The following is a 16,259-nucleotide window of genomic DNA, read 5'->3' on the forward strand; positions in this document are numbered from 1 at the left end:
TCCTCTGGGTTTCTGTTCAGGCTGATTTAATGTCAAAAAAAAGGATTGTTGTATTTTTCAAAGCCGATCGTGGTGCTTTGCCCGTGTCCGGGATAAACGGTTACATCCTCCGGTAAAGTAAATAATTTCTCTTTAATGTTAGTTAGCAATTGCTGATGATTTCCGCCGGGCTGATCTGTACGTCCTATGCTGCCGTAAAACAATGCATCACCCGATAATAAAACCTTATCCGCCTTGCTATAGAAACACAAATGTGCCGGTGAATGGCCAGGTACAAAAAGCAGATCGAAAGCCGTGTTGCCAAACGTTACTGCCCCGCTTTCTGGTAGGTAAACTTCAGGCAGGGGAGATAAGTCATATTTCATTCCAACTGATTGAGAATATGCCGGCATTGCTGATAAAATAAACATCTCTCCTTCATGAAATTGGGGCAATAATCCGTAGGTATCAAAAACGAACTTATTGCCAAATACATGATCGAGATGGCAATGGGTGTTAAGCGATAAAACAGGTTTTAATTTATGATGGGCAATAAAGCGCAGTAGCTCATTTTCTTCACTTCCAGTGCTCATACCGGGGTCGATGATTACACATTCTTTCGTATCATCATAAACGATATAAGTATTCTCCTGAAAAGCATTGCAAACAAAGGACTTGATTTGTAACATAAAGCAAATGTAAACATACGTGTTTAAAATGCTTTAAGAGGTTTAATCAATCCATTTAAAAGTGTGGATCATGACATCGACATCTTTTTTTATAAAGTCAAGAACGGGCCTGATTGAATCAACCCTTGGCTCCTCATTGAAGTACAATGCGCCGCGCAAATAATGTTTATTGCTGTCAGTCAAAAAAAACTGCAGAGATGACGCAGTATTTCCTTCGATTGTATAATAAATACCGTAAACCTTATTTTTCGGTATACTTATCCTGCCCTCGTCAATAGAAGTGGCTTTAACGGTATGCTTAAAAGCAAAAGTCCTGGCATCTTCGACCAGCTCATTGAATTCAGCTTTAGATATTATCGGCTGGTAGCTTAGGTGAATCCGTCCGTTGAATTGTGGAAATACAACGTCATTCCAACAAGGCTTTGCGCCACGAGAACTATCAGCAACAACTCTTGCATATACCGGAAAATCAAAAGTATACGGGCAGTTAGCACGATATGACTGGTATGACTTCTTGGGCAATTCTATCCGAAAGTAACCTCGCGGCTTCGGAGAATAGTCGTTATCGTGGCAGGCAGCTATAACAAGCAGCGCTAAAACGCCAAGGAAAACGGAAAACCCTTTATTAATCATTCCAAATCTCCCACGATTTTTCGGCTTGCAAATGAAGCATCTCTAGACCATTTTTTACAGACGCGCCTCGTTCTTTCCCCTTTTTCAAAAAAAGCGTTTCCTCGGGGTTATAAATAAGATCGTAAAGTAAATGTTTGTCGGTTAAATACTGGTAGGGAATATCTGGATATTCGCCTGTTTGGGGAGACATACCCAAAGGAGTTGTATTAATAATCAGCTTATAGTCGCTGATGACGTTTTCATCTATTTCACTATAGGAAAACTGATTCCTTGTTGATCGCCTTGAAACAACTTTGAAGCTGATTCCTAACTTTTTCAAAACGTAAACCACCGCGCGGGCTGCTCCACCATTGCCTAAAACAAGCGCCTGTTTATGGTTATTGTTAAGAAGCGGCTTTAGCGATTCTTCAAATCCGTAAGCATCTGTGTTATAACCTTCCAGCCGAACATCCATAGAAGATATCTCCCCGGAAAAGAAATCGTCGACCGGCCGGCTGTTTACAATCTTGATACAGTTTACTGCGTCAATATCACGGGCAGCCTCGTCGATCTTATTCAAATAGAACATTACACCAATCTTATGCGGTATTGTAACGTTAAGTCCGCATAAATGATGTTCTTTTTTAAGCAGTTCGGGTAAATCACTTATATCCTTTAAAGGAAACAATTCATAGGAATAGTCGTCTAAACCTTCTTTCTCAAACTTCTCGGTAAAGTAGCCTTTGGAGAACGAATGAGATAAAGGGTAGCCAATCAACCCAAACTTTTTCATAGATTATTTATATTATTTCAGGAAATAATCAAACGTATCTCCGCGAAGTCCCAGCCGTATCGTTTCTAATGGAATAACTTCGGAGTGAGAAATGTTTCCAAGATTTACATTGCTGCCAATCAACTTTATAAACCAAACCTGTTGGTTTTTCAACGGTGCTTCCCAAATTATTTTTTCTTCCGGGATCTGGGTTAAAATCTCATCGATTAATCCTTGCCGTACCTCGCCCGAGTCACGGTAAATGCCAACATTTCCGCCTTCACGCGCTTCGGCAATTAACTTCCATGAACCTGCTTCCAGTTCGGCCTTCATTAAGGCGATCCATTTGTAGGGGGCGAATATTTTTTCAGCGTCCTTTGATCCAACTTCCGAAATCACCGTCACCTGTTTGCTCAATTCATTAATAAATTTACATTTTTCCTCATGCGGGATGTCAATAGACCCGTCGGAAACCTCCGCGTACTCCATTCCAAACTCATCCAGCACTTTCCGGTAATCTTCGAACTGATCGCGAATAACAAACGCTTCAAACAAGGTGCCGCCGAAATATGTAGGCATCCCTGCGTCACGGTACAATTTTAATTTTTCTTTAAGATTTGGGGTGACGTAAGATGTCGCCCAACCTAATTTAACGATATCGGTATGCGGGCCTGCTATTTCTAAAAAGTCCTCTGTTTCGCGTAAGCTCAGACCCTTATCCATCATCATGGTCAACCCGCTTTGTCTGGGTTTTTGTGTTCGTTCCGGAATATTATTAAGCGTATAATTCATTAAGAAAGTATCATTTAAAGACTTTGAACACGCTAAAGTGTGCGAGTTCGGGTTCAAACGGGTTTAAACCGTGCTGCAAATCTCAAAAAAAAATCCAATACTCGCTAATTAACGACATTGGATTTAAATTTTTACAAACGTATTATCTAAACCGTGTAACGGCTGATAATATCAATGATCACTTTATTTTGCTGCAACTGGGGTAAATACTCAAAAAGAATGTGATATTTTTCCGGGTCTGTTTTTAGGGCAATTTCCAGGGTAGTTAACGCTTCATTGTACTGTCCATCGGCAAATAAATATGCAACCATGCGATAATACAGATCGGCCGAATCAGGGTTATTCTTTATTCCCTCAGCAATCGTTTCAATTGCGTTAGTCAGTTTTTCCTGTTCATACAATATTGATGAATAATCTAACCACGCTTCTACATCTACGGGATTAAGTTCCAGCACTTTTGAGTAAGCCTTCTCTGAATCTTCCAGTTGTTTTAACTTGTAATGAGCGTCGGCGATAGCGAACCAATAATCAGGATTATTGTCGTCCAGCCCTAATGCCTTTTTATAAAAATGAAGCGCCTCGAAGTGCCTTTCCTCCGAATCAAGCGTGACACCTATTCCAAACCAACCATCACCCAATTTGGGGTCCATTTTTACGGCTTTTTTGTAATATGATCGCGCTTCTTCCATTTGCTCAAGCTTTTCATAACATTCGCCTATCGCGCAATAGGTATCGCCGTTAGGTTGCTCATATTCAAATGTCTGTTTATAAACGTCAATAGCTTCATTGAATTTATCCAGATGAACCAGCGAATTGCCCTTGTTAAAATAAGCTGAGGCGAAATTCTCTTTAATCAGAATTGCATAATCGTAAGCGTCAATAGCTTTTTCATACAACGCCTGCTTATTGAACGCATTGCCCAGGTTGTACCAGGCTGCAAACGAATAAGGCTCATTGTCGATATATTGCTGGTAAAACTGAGTACTTTCCTCGGCCTTGTCGAGCACATCATAGCAAAATGCCAGCTCATACAAGGCGTCCTGGTTTTCCATATTTTGCTCCAGGCAAAGTTTCAGGTAATTTATGGCAGCATAATAATCGCCCATTCCCTGGTAAACGTATGCTATGTGCAATAATATATCGTCAGTTACTTCGGCAAGTGACAAGGCCTTTTCGTAATTCTCGAGCGCTTCTTCAGAGCGTTCCAGCCCCTCGTAAATATTTCCTCTGATCGTGTAAATATCTGCTTCGGATGGTTCAAGAATTTCAGCCTTGGTTAATGATTCAAAAGCTCTTTCAACTTTATTGATCACAACGTACAACTGCGCCTGCTTAACTAAAAAGACCACAGCAAAAGGATGCTGACTAACTGCATATTCAACAACCTGTAGCGCCTTTACAGGATCGTTTTTTTCAATATAATAATCAATGATATTTTCGAAAGCGAGAGCGTCAAAAAAATATTGATCATGGTTGCGGATCATCTCTTCATACCGCTCTACCGAGAAACGCGGATCCTCGGTAAATTCAAATTCAAAGTCTTCTTCCATTCAATTAAATAAGGTGTTAAGAACGAAGCCTTTAGGATTACAATCCAATTGACTTATCAATCACATCAAATTAGTTAAAAAACAACAATGATAAGGCTATAGTTTTCCACATCAGAGTAAAGAAAGATGTAAACTACTGTGAAATAATGGGATAAATATTTATTTTATGTAGAAAACCACAGAATCTCACTCACAAAAACCACCTGTCGGGAAATGCTTAACTTTGTCAAAAATACAAAAAATGTCGATAAATATTCAATCCATTCTTAGCAGACTTGGTGTAGATCAATATCTTATGCCATTTTACACAGGAGCGAAACATAGCGAAACAAAAAAACATGGATCAGCCCAAAGCATTTCTCCTGTTGACGGGCAAACCATTGCTGTTTTCGATCTTATCGACGAGGAACATTATAATGACGTTGTAGAAATAGCAAAGAAAGCATTTGAGCAATGGAAATTCATTCCCGCACCAAAACGCGGGGAGATCGTCCGCCAGTTTGCAGAACGATTGCGTGAAAGTAAAGATGACCTCGGCGCACTAGTATCCTACGAAATGGGCAAAAGCCTGCAGGAAGGCCTTGGCGAAGTGCAGGAGATGATTGACATCTGCGATTTTGCGGTTGGATTATCGCGGCAGCTGCACGGCCTGACGATGCACTCTGAGCGTCCGCTGCATCGTATGTATGAACAATGGCATCCGCTTGGTATTGTAGGAATAATCTCTGCTTTTAACTTTCCGGTTGCAGTATGGAGCTGGAATGCGGCACTTGCCTGGGTTTGCGGTAATGTATGTATCTGGAAACCATCCGAAAAGACCCCCGTTACTGCGGTAGCTTGCCAAAATATTATTAGTGAAGTATTAGAGAAAAACGGGTTGCCTGCAGGTATTTCCTGTCTCGTAATCGGCGACCGCAATACTGGTGAATTAATGAGTAACGATACGAGAATTCCATTGGTATCCGCAACCGGTTCAACACGTATGGGTAAGGCCGTAGGTGCTGCTGTGGGCGCGCGTCTCGGAAAAAGCATCCTGGAGTTGGGTGGCAACAACGCCATCATCATTACTCCTGACTCTGACTTGAATATGGCATTGATTGGAAGCATTTTCGGCGCCGTTGGAACCGCAGGACAACGATGTACCTCTACCCGCCGCCTGATTATTCACGAAAGCGTTTATGAGGCTTTTAAAGAGAAGCTGATCAATGCATACAAGCAGTTGAAAATAGGAAATCCGCTCGACGCGTCTAACCATGTCGGCCCGCTGATTGATGAAAGCGCCGTTGAGATGTACTTGTCATCAATCGAAAAATGCATAGCAGAAGGCGGAAAATTCGTTGTAGACGGTGGAAAACTTGAAGGCGAACAATATTCGTCGGGTTGTTACGTAAAACCATGCGTAGCGGAGGTTTCCGCAGACTTTGAAATTGTCAAACATGAAACTTTCGCGCCGATTCTATACCTGATCAAATACAGGGAATTCGACGAGGCGATCTATATTCAAAACAATGTACCGCAGGGATTATCTTCAGCGGTGATAACAAATAATCTTCGTGAAGCCGAGCGCTTTTTATCGGTTTCAGGCTCAGACTGTGGAATTGCTAATGTTAATATCGGCACTTCAGGCGCAGAAATTGGCGGCGCTTTTGGCGGCGAAAAAGATACCGGAGGCGGAAGAGAAAGTGGTTCTGATGCATGGAAAGCATATATGCGCAGGCAGACGAACACGATAAATTATTCGACGGAACTACCGCTGGCACAGGGAATTAAATTCGATTTATAAGCATTACGAGTATTGTCGGTCGAATGCAGCCGTCATTACTTATTACCTTTGTATTCTAAGCCTCGACAGTGCAACAAAAAGCCAAAGCAAAAACCGCAGAGAAAGAGCAGCTGCATCCACGAAATTTACACCGAGGCAGGTATGATTTTCAACAACTTTGTAGAAGCAGCCAGCAATTAAAACAGTTTGTATCGATCAACCAATTCGGTGGTGAATCAATTGACTTTAGCGAGCCTGACGCCGTTAAAGCGCTAAACGCTGCCTTGCTTACAACTTATTATGGAGTTGAATATTGGACCATCCCTAATGGTTACCTCTGTCCTCCCATTCCCGGTCGGGCCGATTACCTGCATTACCTTGCCGATTTGCTAGGCGAAACTAATAAAGGCATTATTCCAACGGGTGCCGAAATCAAGGTTTTAGACATTGGAACCGGCGCCAATTGTATTTATCCATTGATTGGTAGTAGCGTTTATGGCTGGTCATTTGTAGGATCTGATGTTGATGCCGGCGCAATTCGTTCTGCCAGAAATATTATTTCAAAAAATCATCATCTTAAAAATTTAATCGAGTGCCGTCTACAAGCTGATCGCTCGCATATTCTTAAAGGAATAGTTAAAGACAAAGAAATTTTCGACCTGGTGATGTGTAACCCCCCTTTCCATGCTTCCAAAAAAGAGGCGCAAGCCGGAACAATTAAAAAATGGACTAATCTCGGGAGCGGAAAAACTCAAAAAGCAGTGTTAAATTTTGGTGGCACGAATTCCGAACTTTGGTACGCTGGCGGCGAATCGGCATTCATAGGTAAAATGATTGATGAAAGTGCCGGTATAAAAAATCAGTGTTTATGGTTCTCGAGCCTGGTTTCCAAAAAGGAGACGCTTCCTGTAATTTATAAAGCGCTGGAAAACATTAAAGCGCTGGATGTAAGAACTATCAATATGTCACAGGGCCAAAAAGTTAGCCGGGCGGTTGCCTGGACGTTTTTAAACGAAACTGATCAGTATGAGTGGAAAATGAGAAGATTTTAAAAGCGTGTTATTTATTCGGCTTTGTAAACATGGATCGACTGTCCTACTAGTTTCCAGCTGCCGTTCACCTTCTCGAGCATTCTGATCTCATACGAATACGATTTCTTGCCGTCAGCAGCGGTGGATATTTCATCGTGGCTGACCCATGCACTACTTCCATTTATACTGAACCGATAATTACTGTTAACTGCATTGCCGCCTTTGCCCATCATACCAGCCGGCGGGTTTATCATAATTTCCGGATTTATATCAAACGTTTTTCCCTCAGGTGTTGAAGCTAAAATGCGCGAATAGGGTCGAATCTGCCAGCATGCGGCATGAGCTTGAAGGTTTCCTGAACGCCATGTGGATGATTCGGTTTCCAGCAATTTCTTAATGGCTGCTTTTTCGTCGGTACCTGTTTGGCTAAATGCTTTAACAGAAAAGTACGTGTTCAATAAAATCAACAGAATAAATTTCATGGATTTGCAAATTGGTCACTAAATATAGGTTATGTCTCTCATGTTTTGCTCTAAAAACTGCATACTACAATGTATTTATATCTCGGAATTAAATTTGCACACTGAGCAATTTCAATACATTTACTCAGATTACTTAATAAAATGCACGGATATCTATACAGTCTGTGCTATTTGCAATACAATTATTCTCGAAAAAAGGTCAACATATTTTTGATAACCGCACACATTGTTTCTCATACCTGCTCAATTTTTTCTCGAATTACTGCTTTAAATTTCGCAACCTCAAAGAGGGCATAATTTCTGCGCTTAAATGACTCGTTAAACGCTCAAATCTTAAAACATGGAAAAACACTATGGACAACTGGTTGAATACCGTATCAGAAAGAACGGTTACAGTATTACCGATCTTGCTAAAACAATGGGGGTTAACCGCAGATCGATTTATAATTGGTTCAATCAACGCTATTTAAAGACAGACATTATTTATCGAATTGGTTGCGCCATCCGCCATGATTTTTCGCAGGATTTCCCGGAATTTTTTGTCAGCGAAGATTTCAGTTCAATGAATAAGCCCTACCAGGGTTTCTTTTGCAGCGATTTACAAGCCAGTGAAAACTGGAAAACGAAATATATTACGTTACTTGAAAAGTATAATGAGCTGCTAGTGAGAGGAAAGCAAGTCGCTACTTTTGCTTAGCAATTTTTTGGAGTGTTTGCCAGCAAACACTCCATTTTCGCTTTTCGCTTAAACAGCGATACTAACTTACCAGCAATTTGTAGCCTCTTCCATGCACGTTCACGATTTCAACAGATGGATCGTCTTTCAAATACTTACGCAACTTGCTTAGGAAGACATCCATACTACGGCCATTAAAGTAATTATCATCGTGCCAGATACTTAACAGTGCCTCTTCCCTGGTAAGAACCTCATTTTTCTTAAGACATAGCAATCGGAGTAATTCTGCCTCTTTTGTTGAAACTTTTTGCTGCTGGCCATTATGTGTGATCATCTGTTGGGTAGAATCAAACTGATAGTCGCCAATAGTGAATTTGCTTTGCGTTTCTTCAACTGATTTTTCCTGGTTTGCCACACGTTTTAATAAGGCATTAATCCGTAAAAGCAGCTCTTCTATGCGAAATGGTTTGGTTATATAATCATCGCCGCCCAGACTAAACGCCTCCGTTTTATCCTCCATCATCCCTTTCGCGGTAGCAAATATAATAGGCACTTGCGGATTTATTTTTCTTACATCTTTTGCCAGGGTGAAGCCGTCCTTTTTTGGCATCATCACATCGAAAATACAGAGATCAAACAATCCGTTGGTAAAAGCTCTAAGCCCTTCGTCGCCATCTTTACTCAGCACTACATCGAACTTTCCTTTAAGCTGCAAGTAGTCCTGCAAAAGCATTCCAAGGTTCGGGTCGTCTTCAACTAATAAAATTCTTTTCATACAAATTGTTGTTATGCGGATTGAAAAACGATTTCAAATTCCGAACCTTTGTCTTTTTCGCTTTTCACTTTAACGGTTCCTTCGAGACGTTTTACGATGTTATGAACATAGCTCAAACCCAGTCCAAATCCTTTTACATCATGAAGGTTGCCGGTTGGCACCCTGTAAAACTGGTCAAAAATTTTAGATAACTGGTCACGCGTCATGCCAATTCCTTTGTCGGCAATGCGGATTACAAGGCTATTACCTTGGTTTGCAGTCTGAATAGTTATTTCCGGATCTTCCTGGCTGTATTTATTCGCATTATCGATCAGATTAAAGATCACGTTGCTTAAATGCAGCTCGTCGCCGTTTATTATCGGTTCTTTTGCGTCCAGCATCAGATTAATTTTCGAATTTCTCTTTTGGAGTTGAAGCTCCATGCTATCGACAACAGTTGTGATCAGGTCGTTGACATCAACAGGTCGGCTTTCCAGCTTAAGATCATCCCTGTCGATTTTCGCGATATTAAGCACACGTTCGATATGCTGCCCGAGCCGGACATTTTCATCATAAATAATCCCGGCAAGCCGTTTTATCCTGCTTTTCTCCTCAATCACCTCGGGATCTTTAAGCGCCTCACTTGCAATCATAATTGTGGCTACGGGCGTTTTGAACTCATGGGTCATATTGTTAATGAAATCAGTTTTCATTTCAGATATTTTTTTCTGACGCAGAATTATCGAAATAGTATAACCAAAGCAGGTAGCGAGGATGAACAGCAGGGCCGCCGATGACAGCAAAACCGCCTTCATATTTTGAACAAGCAAAGTTGCCCTGGTTGGAAAGTAAACTGTAAGTACACCTGTTTCTTTTAACTCACGCGGGAATAGTTTAGTGCTGTAGCTATTAGCGGTTGCTATGTCGCCTTGCTTTTCGGCTGCTTTTATAAACAAAACCGAGTCAGGGTCGGCCATGCTAACTTTATAACCATAAGGAAGATTTATCCCGCGATTTTGAAGTTCTGATTTCAAAGAGTTATCGACAAAGTGGATATCCAGTCGCTTTTTTAAAGGGATTGTATCCCGCTGATATTCATGAGCCAGATCCTCAAAAACAGAGGCACTTTGCTTAACGGTTTTGACGGAATCGATAAGCTGGGTAACTTTCTTTAGTTCTTTTTCTTCGGATGCCTGTATATCGTCGTAGAGTTTTTTGTTTATGCGGGGCAATCCAATTACCTGCAGGCCTAGCTGAGAATCAGCTACCAGGTAATGAACGCTGTCTCCTTTTGATTTTACAAGCTTTTTTTCATCGGCCTGGTCTACATAAAGTTCTACATTTCCCTGGATGTAGAAATGGCCGGAATTATCAACCATTTGGTGCTGCTGACCGGCAATCCGCACTTTGTTCCGATCCTCTGCGCTTTTAAAATATGTTTCGTAAAAATCATCATCGATCCGTACGATGTTGTTATAACGGGCCTGCAATAAACTATCACGTCTTCTAAAATCGCGATCTATTTTCTGGTTGCGCAGTTTTAATCTTTCGGCAACACTCCGCATATGTATATGTGGACCGCGTTCAACATGATCAGGAATGCCGTTCATCATCACACGTTTCTTTTTCGCAACCTGATTTTTGAGAAAACCCATCTGATCCTTTTTCTCTACTTTTTTACTTACAGCATTTAAGGCCTCGCTAACCGACTGGTCAAAAAGTTGCGATTTCAGGCCGTAAGATTCGCGTATGAAATAATATTGCATAGCCATCACCCCCAGCAAAGCAAAACTCATCAATCCAACAATCAGGCTAATACTTTTCTTTTTCATCTCTAACAAAAATACATAACCTGTAAAAAGGCCTGATTCATTTAACACTTTTTAACAAAGCCTTAACAAAATTGCTTTGCAGGCAGATTTAAATTTGATCAAATCAAATCTAAACTACTCATGTTTAATCACTTAAAACCTACCATTTGCTGCTTGCTGATCGCCAGCACATTAACTGTCAAAGCCCAAAATATTAAGGAAACAAGCAGTGTTATTATTAACAATGGTGACACAATTGTCAACGGAAAAAATTTGAAAGATGTGTCGGCCGCTGAACATTCAAAGCTCAAGAAAGAGATCGACAAACGAGACGCAGAAGCTGGTTCTTTTGCCAGGGGCAAGCGGACCATTACCAAAAGAGAAACTATAACTTCCGCAGACGGGCCAGAAATACCCGAAGATATTTTTGACGTTGATGGGCCAAACGTTTACATCGGCTCTGGGCGAAACTTCCGTTTTGAAAATTTGCCTGGCGATCATAAAGCTTTTCGTTTAAAATCCGACAGCATTTTTGTTGCTATGAAGATAGATTCTGTTTTGAAAAATATGGATTTCAAGGTCAATTTAGATACAAATCTTAATACGCGAATTATTACAAGGAGCGGTACAATGAACAGGCCGATGGTTCGGATGTACAGAAATCGTGACATAAACTCCGATATGTTTTCCAGTGGAAAAAACACTCAGAATTATAGCTTCAGAAACACGGATAAAGATGGCATTATCACGCACGTAAATATCAGCGTGAGCGATGCTAGTAAAGATCAATGGAAACAGATTACAGGACTATCATCAACTGAAACAGCGCTGGAAATCGAAAATCTTAACTTTTCACCAGACTTTTCAAGTGACAAGCTAAACATTTCATTCATTTCAACCAGTAAAGGCAGTACCACGGTTAAAGTTCTTAACAGTGATTACAAGCCGCTTTTCAGTCATACATCAACATTTTCCGGCAATTATTTTAAGCAAGTAGCTCTGCCAAAAAACGGCGTTTATTACCTGGCGGTTAAGCAGGGAAAAGACTGGTTTGTCAAGCGATTTATAAAAGACTAGCGAGCAGGCCACAAAAACATTAAATAATTAAGTATTGCTCCATTTAGCCTCCGTTTCGGAGGCTTTTTATTTAATCTGTTTTTGCAAAACCTGTAAAGCGTTAACCAGATAAACCAACGGCGCATTCCAGTTTATGGCTATTTCGTTGCAGGCATAAGCTCTGTCATCATCAATGAAAGCTTCATCCGGGATTAAGGATGGTACTTTAACGCCGTCCTGCATACCGGGATTTGGCCCGCCGGACAGTAAGCCAGGTATTGGCTCTATTATGTCGTCGGCTACCGAAGGTCGGTGGTGCGGGTGCATAACCGGCTTGCTTCCAACACCGGTTTCATAACTGTACCCGGTTCCATTTCTTCCTAAAAGATAATCTACGTTTGATTGGGCATAAGCCAGGTACTTCCTGTCTTTGCTTATCAGAAATGCATTGATACAAGCGATTCCCTGGTTGGCAGCATTTGAACTGCTTCCCCAGTTAAAATCACGTGCTGTTTGGCCCATAACTGTTTTGTAAGCGGTTTGATCTGCCTCTTTGATAAGGTTTGATGCAAACTGCAGGAATTTTTCTTTTACCCCCGGTTTTACCTTAGCACCTGCGCGAAGCAATGAATATACTGCCAACATGTTTACCTGCGCCCAATTGGGAAGCGACAAATCGGCGTTTAAGTTAATTGCTGAAATGTATTCCTGTTTTTTTGTAGTGACATATAATTCAGCGGCTGCCCAATTAAATTCATCAGAGAATGAATGATCCCCATAGGCGCCGGTAACAATCGGCGGCTGAAATGTCTTATTCATTTTGTCCTGGTCGTAAACCACATCACGATTACTTTGCGCCCATAGCCACGCTCTTTCGGAAGCATTAAGACACGAATCTGAAAGACCAGGAAGTTCTTTGTCAAAATTCTTTAAGATCCTTGCAGCCTGAGCGCAAACAGCAGCAAAGTCGAGTGTTGCGGCAGTTCCTTTTTGCACAATATAACGCGGTTCAGCTTGCGACTTGTCAGGCATAACCATCGCATCAAACTTTGCATTTGTGAGTTTATGATATACACCACCGTCATTCGGATCCTGCATTGCCAGCATCCACCGCAAATTCCATAATACTTCGTCAAGGATATCGGGAAGCTGGTTTTTGCTTTCCGGAATATTTAAGTCAAGATGCTTAAAATAAGCAGGAAAATCTTCGTAAAGAGATAACAGTGTCCCCATCGTAATACCAGAGTTCACAATATACTTGTTGTAATCTCCGGCATCGTACCAACCGCGGGAAGCACTAACAACCGTTCCTTCCGGGCGCTTTGCATCGGCTGCGGACGAATGAATTAAAACTTTGTTGTCCGGATGTCCCGTTTTTCTTGCCCATTTTCCGGCATATTGGCTGGTTAATTCGATCGATGCCCGTTGATAATAGAAAGCTTTGATCGCCGCCTTTCCGGCATTCATATAAACATCTTTGCTAATTGTAAACGGATAGGATTGGCCCGATGCCGTTTTCAGCGTGTAAGTTCCCGGCTTTTTGAGTACCGAAAAATCAAGAATTCCCGTTCTCTTGCCCGAAAGTGCCGGCCGCGTTGAAATCGCTATTTTAGATTTTAGAACCAGTGAGCTATTCTTGTCAAGGACCTCGAAAGAGCCGGAAGTATCAGCTACATCCACGGCGATTTTTTCGGAGGAAGGGTAAAAACCAACCTGGTTAAGCCGAATATTTTGCTGCGCGAAAACGTTGATCGATCCGGTGAATACCGCGATGAACAACAAACTATTCTTCATTGTAATCATAGGAAAAGATTATTTTAAATCGATTACTAGCTCGGCATCTGGCAAGCCAACCGAACTTGCTACAAGTGTAACCTTTCCAGGAGTTTTACCGGATTGAATAACCGCTAAACATTTCCCATTAAAAGCTTTACGATCATTAGCCTTAAATGGCTCCATGCTGGTTTGCAACCCGTTGTCCACGCCGGCGATCTTTGCATCTCCTTTAATTTTAAACGTCACCAGGTTATCCGCATCAGGCACCAGGTTACCTCTTTCATCAACAATATTTACCGTCACGAACGACAAATCTTCACCATCAGCCGAAATTGTTTTGCGATCAGCAGTAAGATTTATCGAACTGGCTTTTCCCGCTGTGTGAATTTCTCTTTCCAGTACAATTTTCCCGTCTTTACGGGATATCGCCTTTAGCGTTCCAGGTTCAAAGTTTACGCGCCATTGAATATGGAGGTCGTCACCCGTCTTCTTTTTTACACCCAGTGACTTGCCATTGAGAAACAACTCCACCTCATCGGCATTATTGTAGTAAGCCCAAACATCGACCACTTTGCCGGCCGGCCAGTTCCAATGAGGAAAAATATGCAGCACAGGCTTATTTGTCCACTCGCTTTGGTACATGTAATAAACATCCTTAGGGAAGCCCGCCAGGTCAATGATACCGAAGTATGAACTTCTGGACGGCCAGGAATACGGGGTAGGTTCACCTATATAATCGAATCCGGTCCATATATACATTCCGGAAAGAAATGGGTGTTTTTTCATCACCTTCCAGGTTTCTTCATGGGTTGATCCCCAGGGTGCCGAAACGTTGTCGTACGCGGAAACCATTTGTTCCTGGTTTCCTCCCTTAAATTCTTCATCCCATTTTATTGGCCAGCGGCGAATGCTGTCTGATGGCATATCGTAAAAGCCGCGCGTTTCTAAAGCAGAAGTTGATTCTGTAGCTATAAACTTTTTGCCCGGAAAACGTTCATGGAAGCTTGCGTAATCCTGATGGTGATAGTTGTACCCGATCAGATCAAGCGCGCCTGAAACAATGATATTATTATCGGGATTCGGCTCGTTACAGGCTGATGTTATCGGGCGATTGTCGAACTTCCGTACGATCGACGCCAGCTCCCTGGCGATATTTCTACCGCTGGTATCATTTTTACTGTATTGCTCAGGAATCTCATTTCCTATACTCCAAATAAAAACACTTGGATGATTACGGTCCCGTTTCAATTGGTCCTCCAGATCGCGCACGTGCCACTTATCCCAAGCCAGGTGATAATCAAACTTGTTTTTTTGCTGTTTCCACATATCAAAAGCCTCGTCCATTACGATGAAACCCATTTTGTCACACAGATCGAGCAATTCCGGGGCTGGCGGATTGTGAGATGTACGAATTCCGTTGCAACCCATTTCCTTTAAAATTTCTAATTGCCGCTCAAGTGCCCTGGTATTGACAGCGGCGCCAAGGCAGCCAAGATCGTGGTGATCGCAAACTCCTAATATCTTGAATGGCTTTCCGTTCAGGAAAAATCCCCTATCCGCATCAAACTCAAACGACCGGATACCGAAAGTTGTGCTGTAGCTGTCTAAAACCTGGTTCCCGGACTTTAATTGGCTAACTGCCTTATACAATTTCGGATGATCGGTGTTCCATAGTTCGGGCGAAGCAATTTCAAAAGATTGCGCAGTTACCGACGAATCGGATCCGGCCGAGGTGTTATCGCTTTTTGCTACGACTTTGCCCTGCGGATCATAAATAATTGTGCTCACTACAACAGGTACTTTTGCGACACTTTTCTTTCGTACCGTTATATTGATGTTTACTGTCGCGCTTTGCGCGGAAACCTTTGGTGTGGTTATGTAAGTACCCCAATTATCGACATATACTTTGCGCGTTTTGACAAGCCACACGTTTCGATAAATCCCAGAGCCGGAATACCAGCGGGAATTTGGCTGTTGAGAATTGTCGACCTTAACCGATATAACATTTTGTTTTCCAAAAGCAATGAAAGGTGTAAGGTCGTATCGGAACGAGATGTATCCATTTGGCCGCTTACCAAGATAGTGGCCGTTTATCCATACTTCACTATTACAATAAACTCCATCGAAGTCGATAAAAATATTTTTCTGCTGGTCACTTGCCGCCACTGTAAAATTTTTCCTATACCAGCCGATTCCGCCAGGTAAAGCACCGCCACCAATTCCGGCTGGATTATTCTTACTAAACTTACCCTCAATGCTCCAATCGTGCGGAAGATCAAGCTGCCGCCAGCTTGCATCATTAAATGAAGCGTCTTTCGCTTTCGGACTATCACCAGGATTGAACCTCCAGCCTGAATTGAATTTTTCTGTTGCCCTGGCGCCTGTCTGTCCAAATGAAAACTGAGCGATTAAACACAAGATTAGTATAACTGGCAATCGGAGTCGATTTGTTTTCATATAATTTTGCTTCTTCGTCGTGAAAAACTAAGGCAATTTAAAGACTTCAAGTAAACATAG

Annotated in this window: 14 protein-coding genes; 4 read left to right on the forward strand and 10 right to left on the reverse strand. The window is 41.8% G+C overall.

What is annotated here, in order from left to right:
* Positions 1-32 precede the first annotated feature (32 nt).
* The 5 genes from GS399_RS01075 to GS399_RS01095 form a co-directional block, all read right to left on the reverse strand.
* Positions 33-668: an MBL fold metallo-hydrolase gene (locus GS399_RS01075; protein WP_160842666.1), complete on the reverse strand. Its 636-nt coding sequence runs from the start codon at positions 666-668 to the stop codon at positions 33-35.
* Between the two features lie 42 nt (positions 669-710).
* Complete coding sequence (gldD, locus tag GS399_RS01080; protein ID WP_160842668.1) at positions 711-1,301, reverse strand: gliding motility lipoprotein GldD; 591 nt, start codon at positions 1,299-1,301, stop codon at positions 711-713.
* Positions 1,294-2,073, reverse strand: a complete 780-nt coding sequence (locus tag GS399_RS01085) for a shikimate dehydrogenase family protein (RefSeq protein WP_160842670.1) — start codon at positions 2,071-2,073, stop codon at positions 1,294-1,296. The genes gldD and GS399_RS01085 overlap by 8 nt, the downstream gene beginning before the upstream one ends.
* Before the next feature lie 12 nt (positions 2,074-2,085).
* Entirely contained in the window at positions 2,086-2,844 is a 759-nt protein-coding gene (locus tag GS399_RS01090; protein WP_160842672.1) for a phosphosulfolactate synthase, read from the reverse strand.
* Positions 2,845-2,990: 146 nt separating this feature from the next.
* Positions 2,991-4,394, reverse strand: coding sequence for a tetratricopeptide repeat protein (locus tag GS399_RS01095; RefSeq protein WP_160842673.1), 1,404 nt, complete (start codon positions 4,392-4,394; stop codon positions 2,991-2,993).
* A gap of 241 nt (positions 4,395-4,635) precedes the next feature.
* On the opposite strand from GS399_RS01095, the gene amaB reads away from it, so the two are divergent.
* Both amaB and rlmF read left to right on the forward strand, forming a co-directional pair.
* On the forward strand, positions 4,636-6,177 hold the full coding sequence (gene amaB, locus GS399_RS01100) for an L-piperidine-6-carboxylate dehydrogenase (RefSeq protein ID WP_160842674.1): 1,542 nt from the start codon (positions 4,636-4,638) through the stop codon (positions 6,175-6,177).
* A gap of 68 nt (positions 6,178-6,245) precedes the next feature.
* Positions 6,246-7,208, forward strand: a complete 963-nt coding sequence (gene rlmF / locus GS399_RS01105) for a 23S rRNA (adenine(1618)-N(6))-methyltransferase RlmF (protein WP_160842676.1) — start codon at positions 6,246-6,248, stop codon at positions 7,206-7,208.
* Positions 7,209-7,219: 11 nt separating this feature from the next.
* On the opposite strand, the gene GS399_RS01110 is transcribed toward rlmF, so the two are convergent.
* On the reverse strand, positions 7,220-7,669 hold the full coding sequence (locus GS399_RS01110; protein ID WP_160842677.1) for an endo-arabinase: 450 nt from the start codon (positions 7,667-7,669) through the stop codon (positions 7,220-7,222).
* A 340-nt stretch (positions 7,670-8,009) separates the two neighbouring features.
* Between GS399_RS01110 and GS399_RS01115 the strand changes: the two genes are divergently transcribed.
* The gene (locus tag GS399_RS01115; RefSeq protein ID WP_160842679.1) at positions 8,010-8,366 is read left to right on the forward strand and encodes a helix-turn-helix domain-containing protein; all 357 of its coding nucleotides are present in this window, start codon (positions 8,010-8,012) and stop codon (positions 8,364-8,366) included.
* A 61-nt stretch (positions 8,367-8,427) separates the two neighbouring features.
* Here the strand turns inward: GS399_RS01115 and GS399_RS01120 are convergent, their stop codons facing one another.
* Together GS399_RS01120 and GS399_RS01125 are read right to left on the reverse strand one after the other, a co-directional pair.
* Complete coding sequence (locus GS399_RS01120; protein ID WP_160842681.1) at positions 8,428-9,120, reverse strand: response regulator transcription factor; 693 nt, start codon at positions 9,118-9,120, stop codon at positions 8,428-8,430.
* An 11-nt stretch (positions 9,121-9,131) separates the two neighbouring features.
* On the reverse strand, positions 9,132-10,931 hold the full coding sequence (locus tag GS399_RS01125) for a sensor histidine kinase (protein WP_237487833.1): 1,800 nt from the start codon (positions 10,929-10,931) through the stop codon (positions 9,132-9,134).
* Between the two features lie 120 nt (positions 10,932-11,051).
* Between GS399_RS01125 and GS399_RS01130 the strand changes: the two genes are divergently transcribed.
* Positions 11,052-11,987 carry a T9SS type A sorting domain-containing protein gene (locus GS399_RS01130; protein WP_160842683.1) on the forward strand — a complete coding sequence of 312 codons (936 nt, stop codon included), beginning with the start codon at positions 11,052-11,054 and terminating at the stop codon, positions 11,985-11,987.
* Positions 11,988-12,053: 66 nt separating this feature from the next.
* Here GS399_RS01130 and GS399_RS01135 read toward each other — a convergent pair whose 3' ends face one another.
* Together GS399_RS01135 and galB are read right to left on the reverse strand one after the other, a co-directional pair.
* Positions 12,054-13,769 (reverse strand): glycoside hydrolase family 9 protein, encoded by a 1,716-nt coding sequence (locus GS399_RS01135; RefSeq protein WP_202409348.1) that lies wholly within the window; start codon positions 13,767-13,769, stop codon positions 12,054-12,056.
* Positions 13,770-13,778: 9 nt separating this feature from the next.
* Positions 13,779-16,199 carry a beta-galactosidase GalB gene (gene galB / locus GS399_RS01140; RefSeq protein WP_160842685.1) on the reverse strand — a complete coding sequence of 807 codons (2,421 nt, stop codon included), beginning with the start codon at positions 16,197-16,199 and terminating at the stop codon, positions 13,779-13,781.
* Positions 16,200-16,259: the final 60 nt, after the last annotated feature.

This window comes from Hufsiella arboris (genome assembly GCF_009834875.1).
GTDB lineage: Bacteria > Bacteroidota > Bacteroidia > Sphingobacteriales > Sphingobacteriaceae > Hufsiella_A > Hufsiella_A arboris.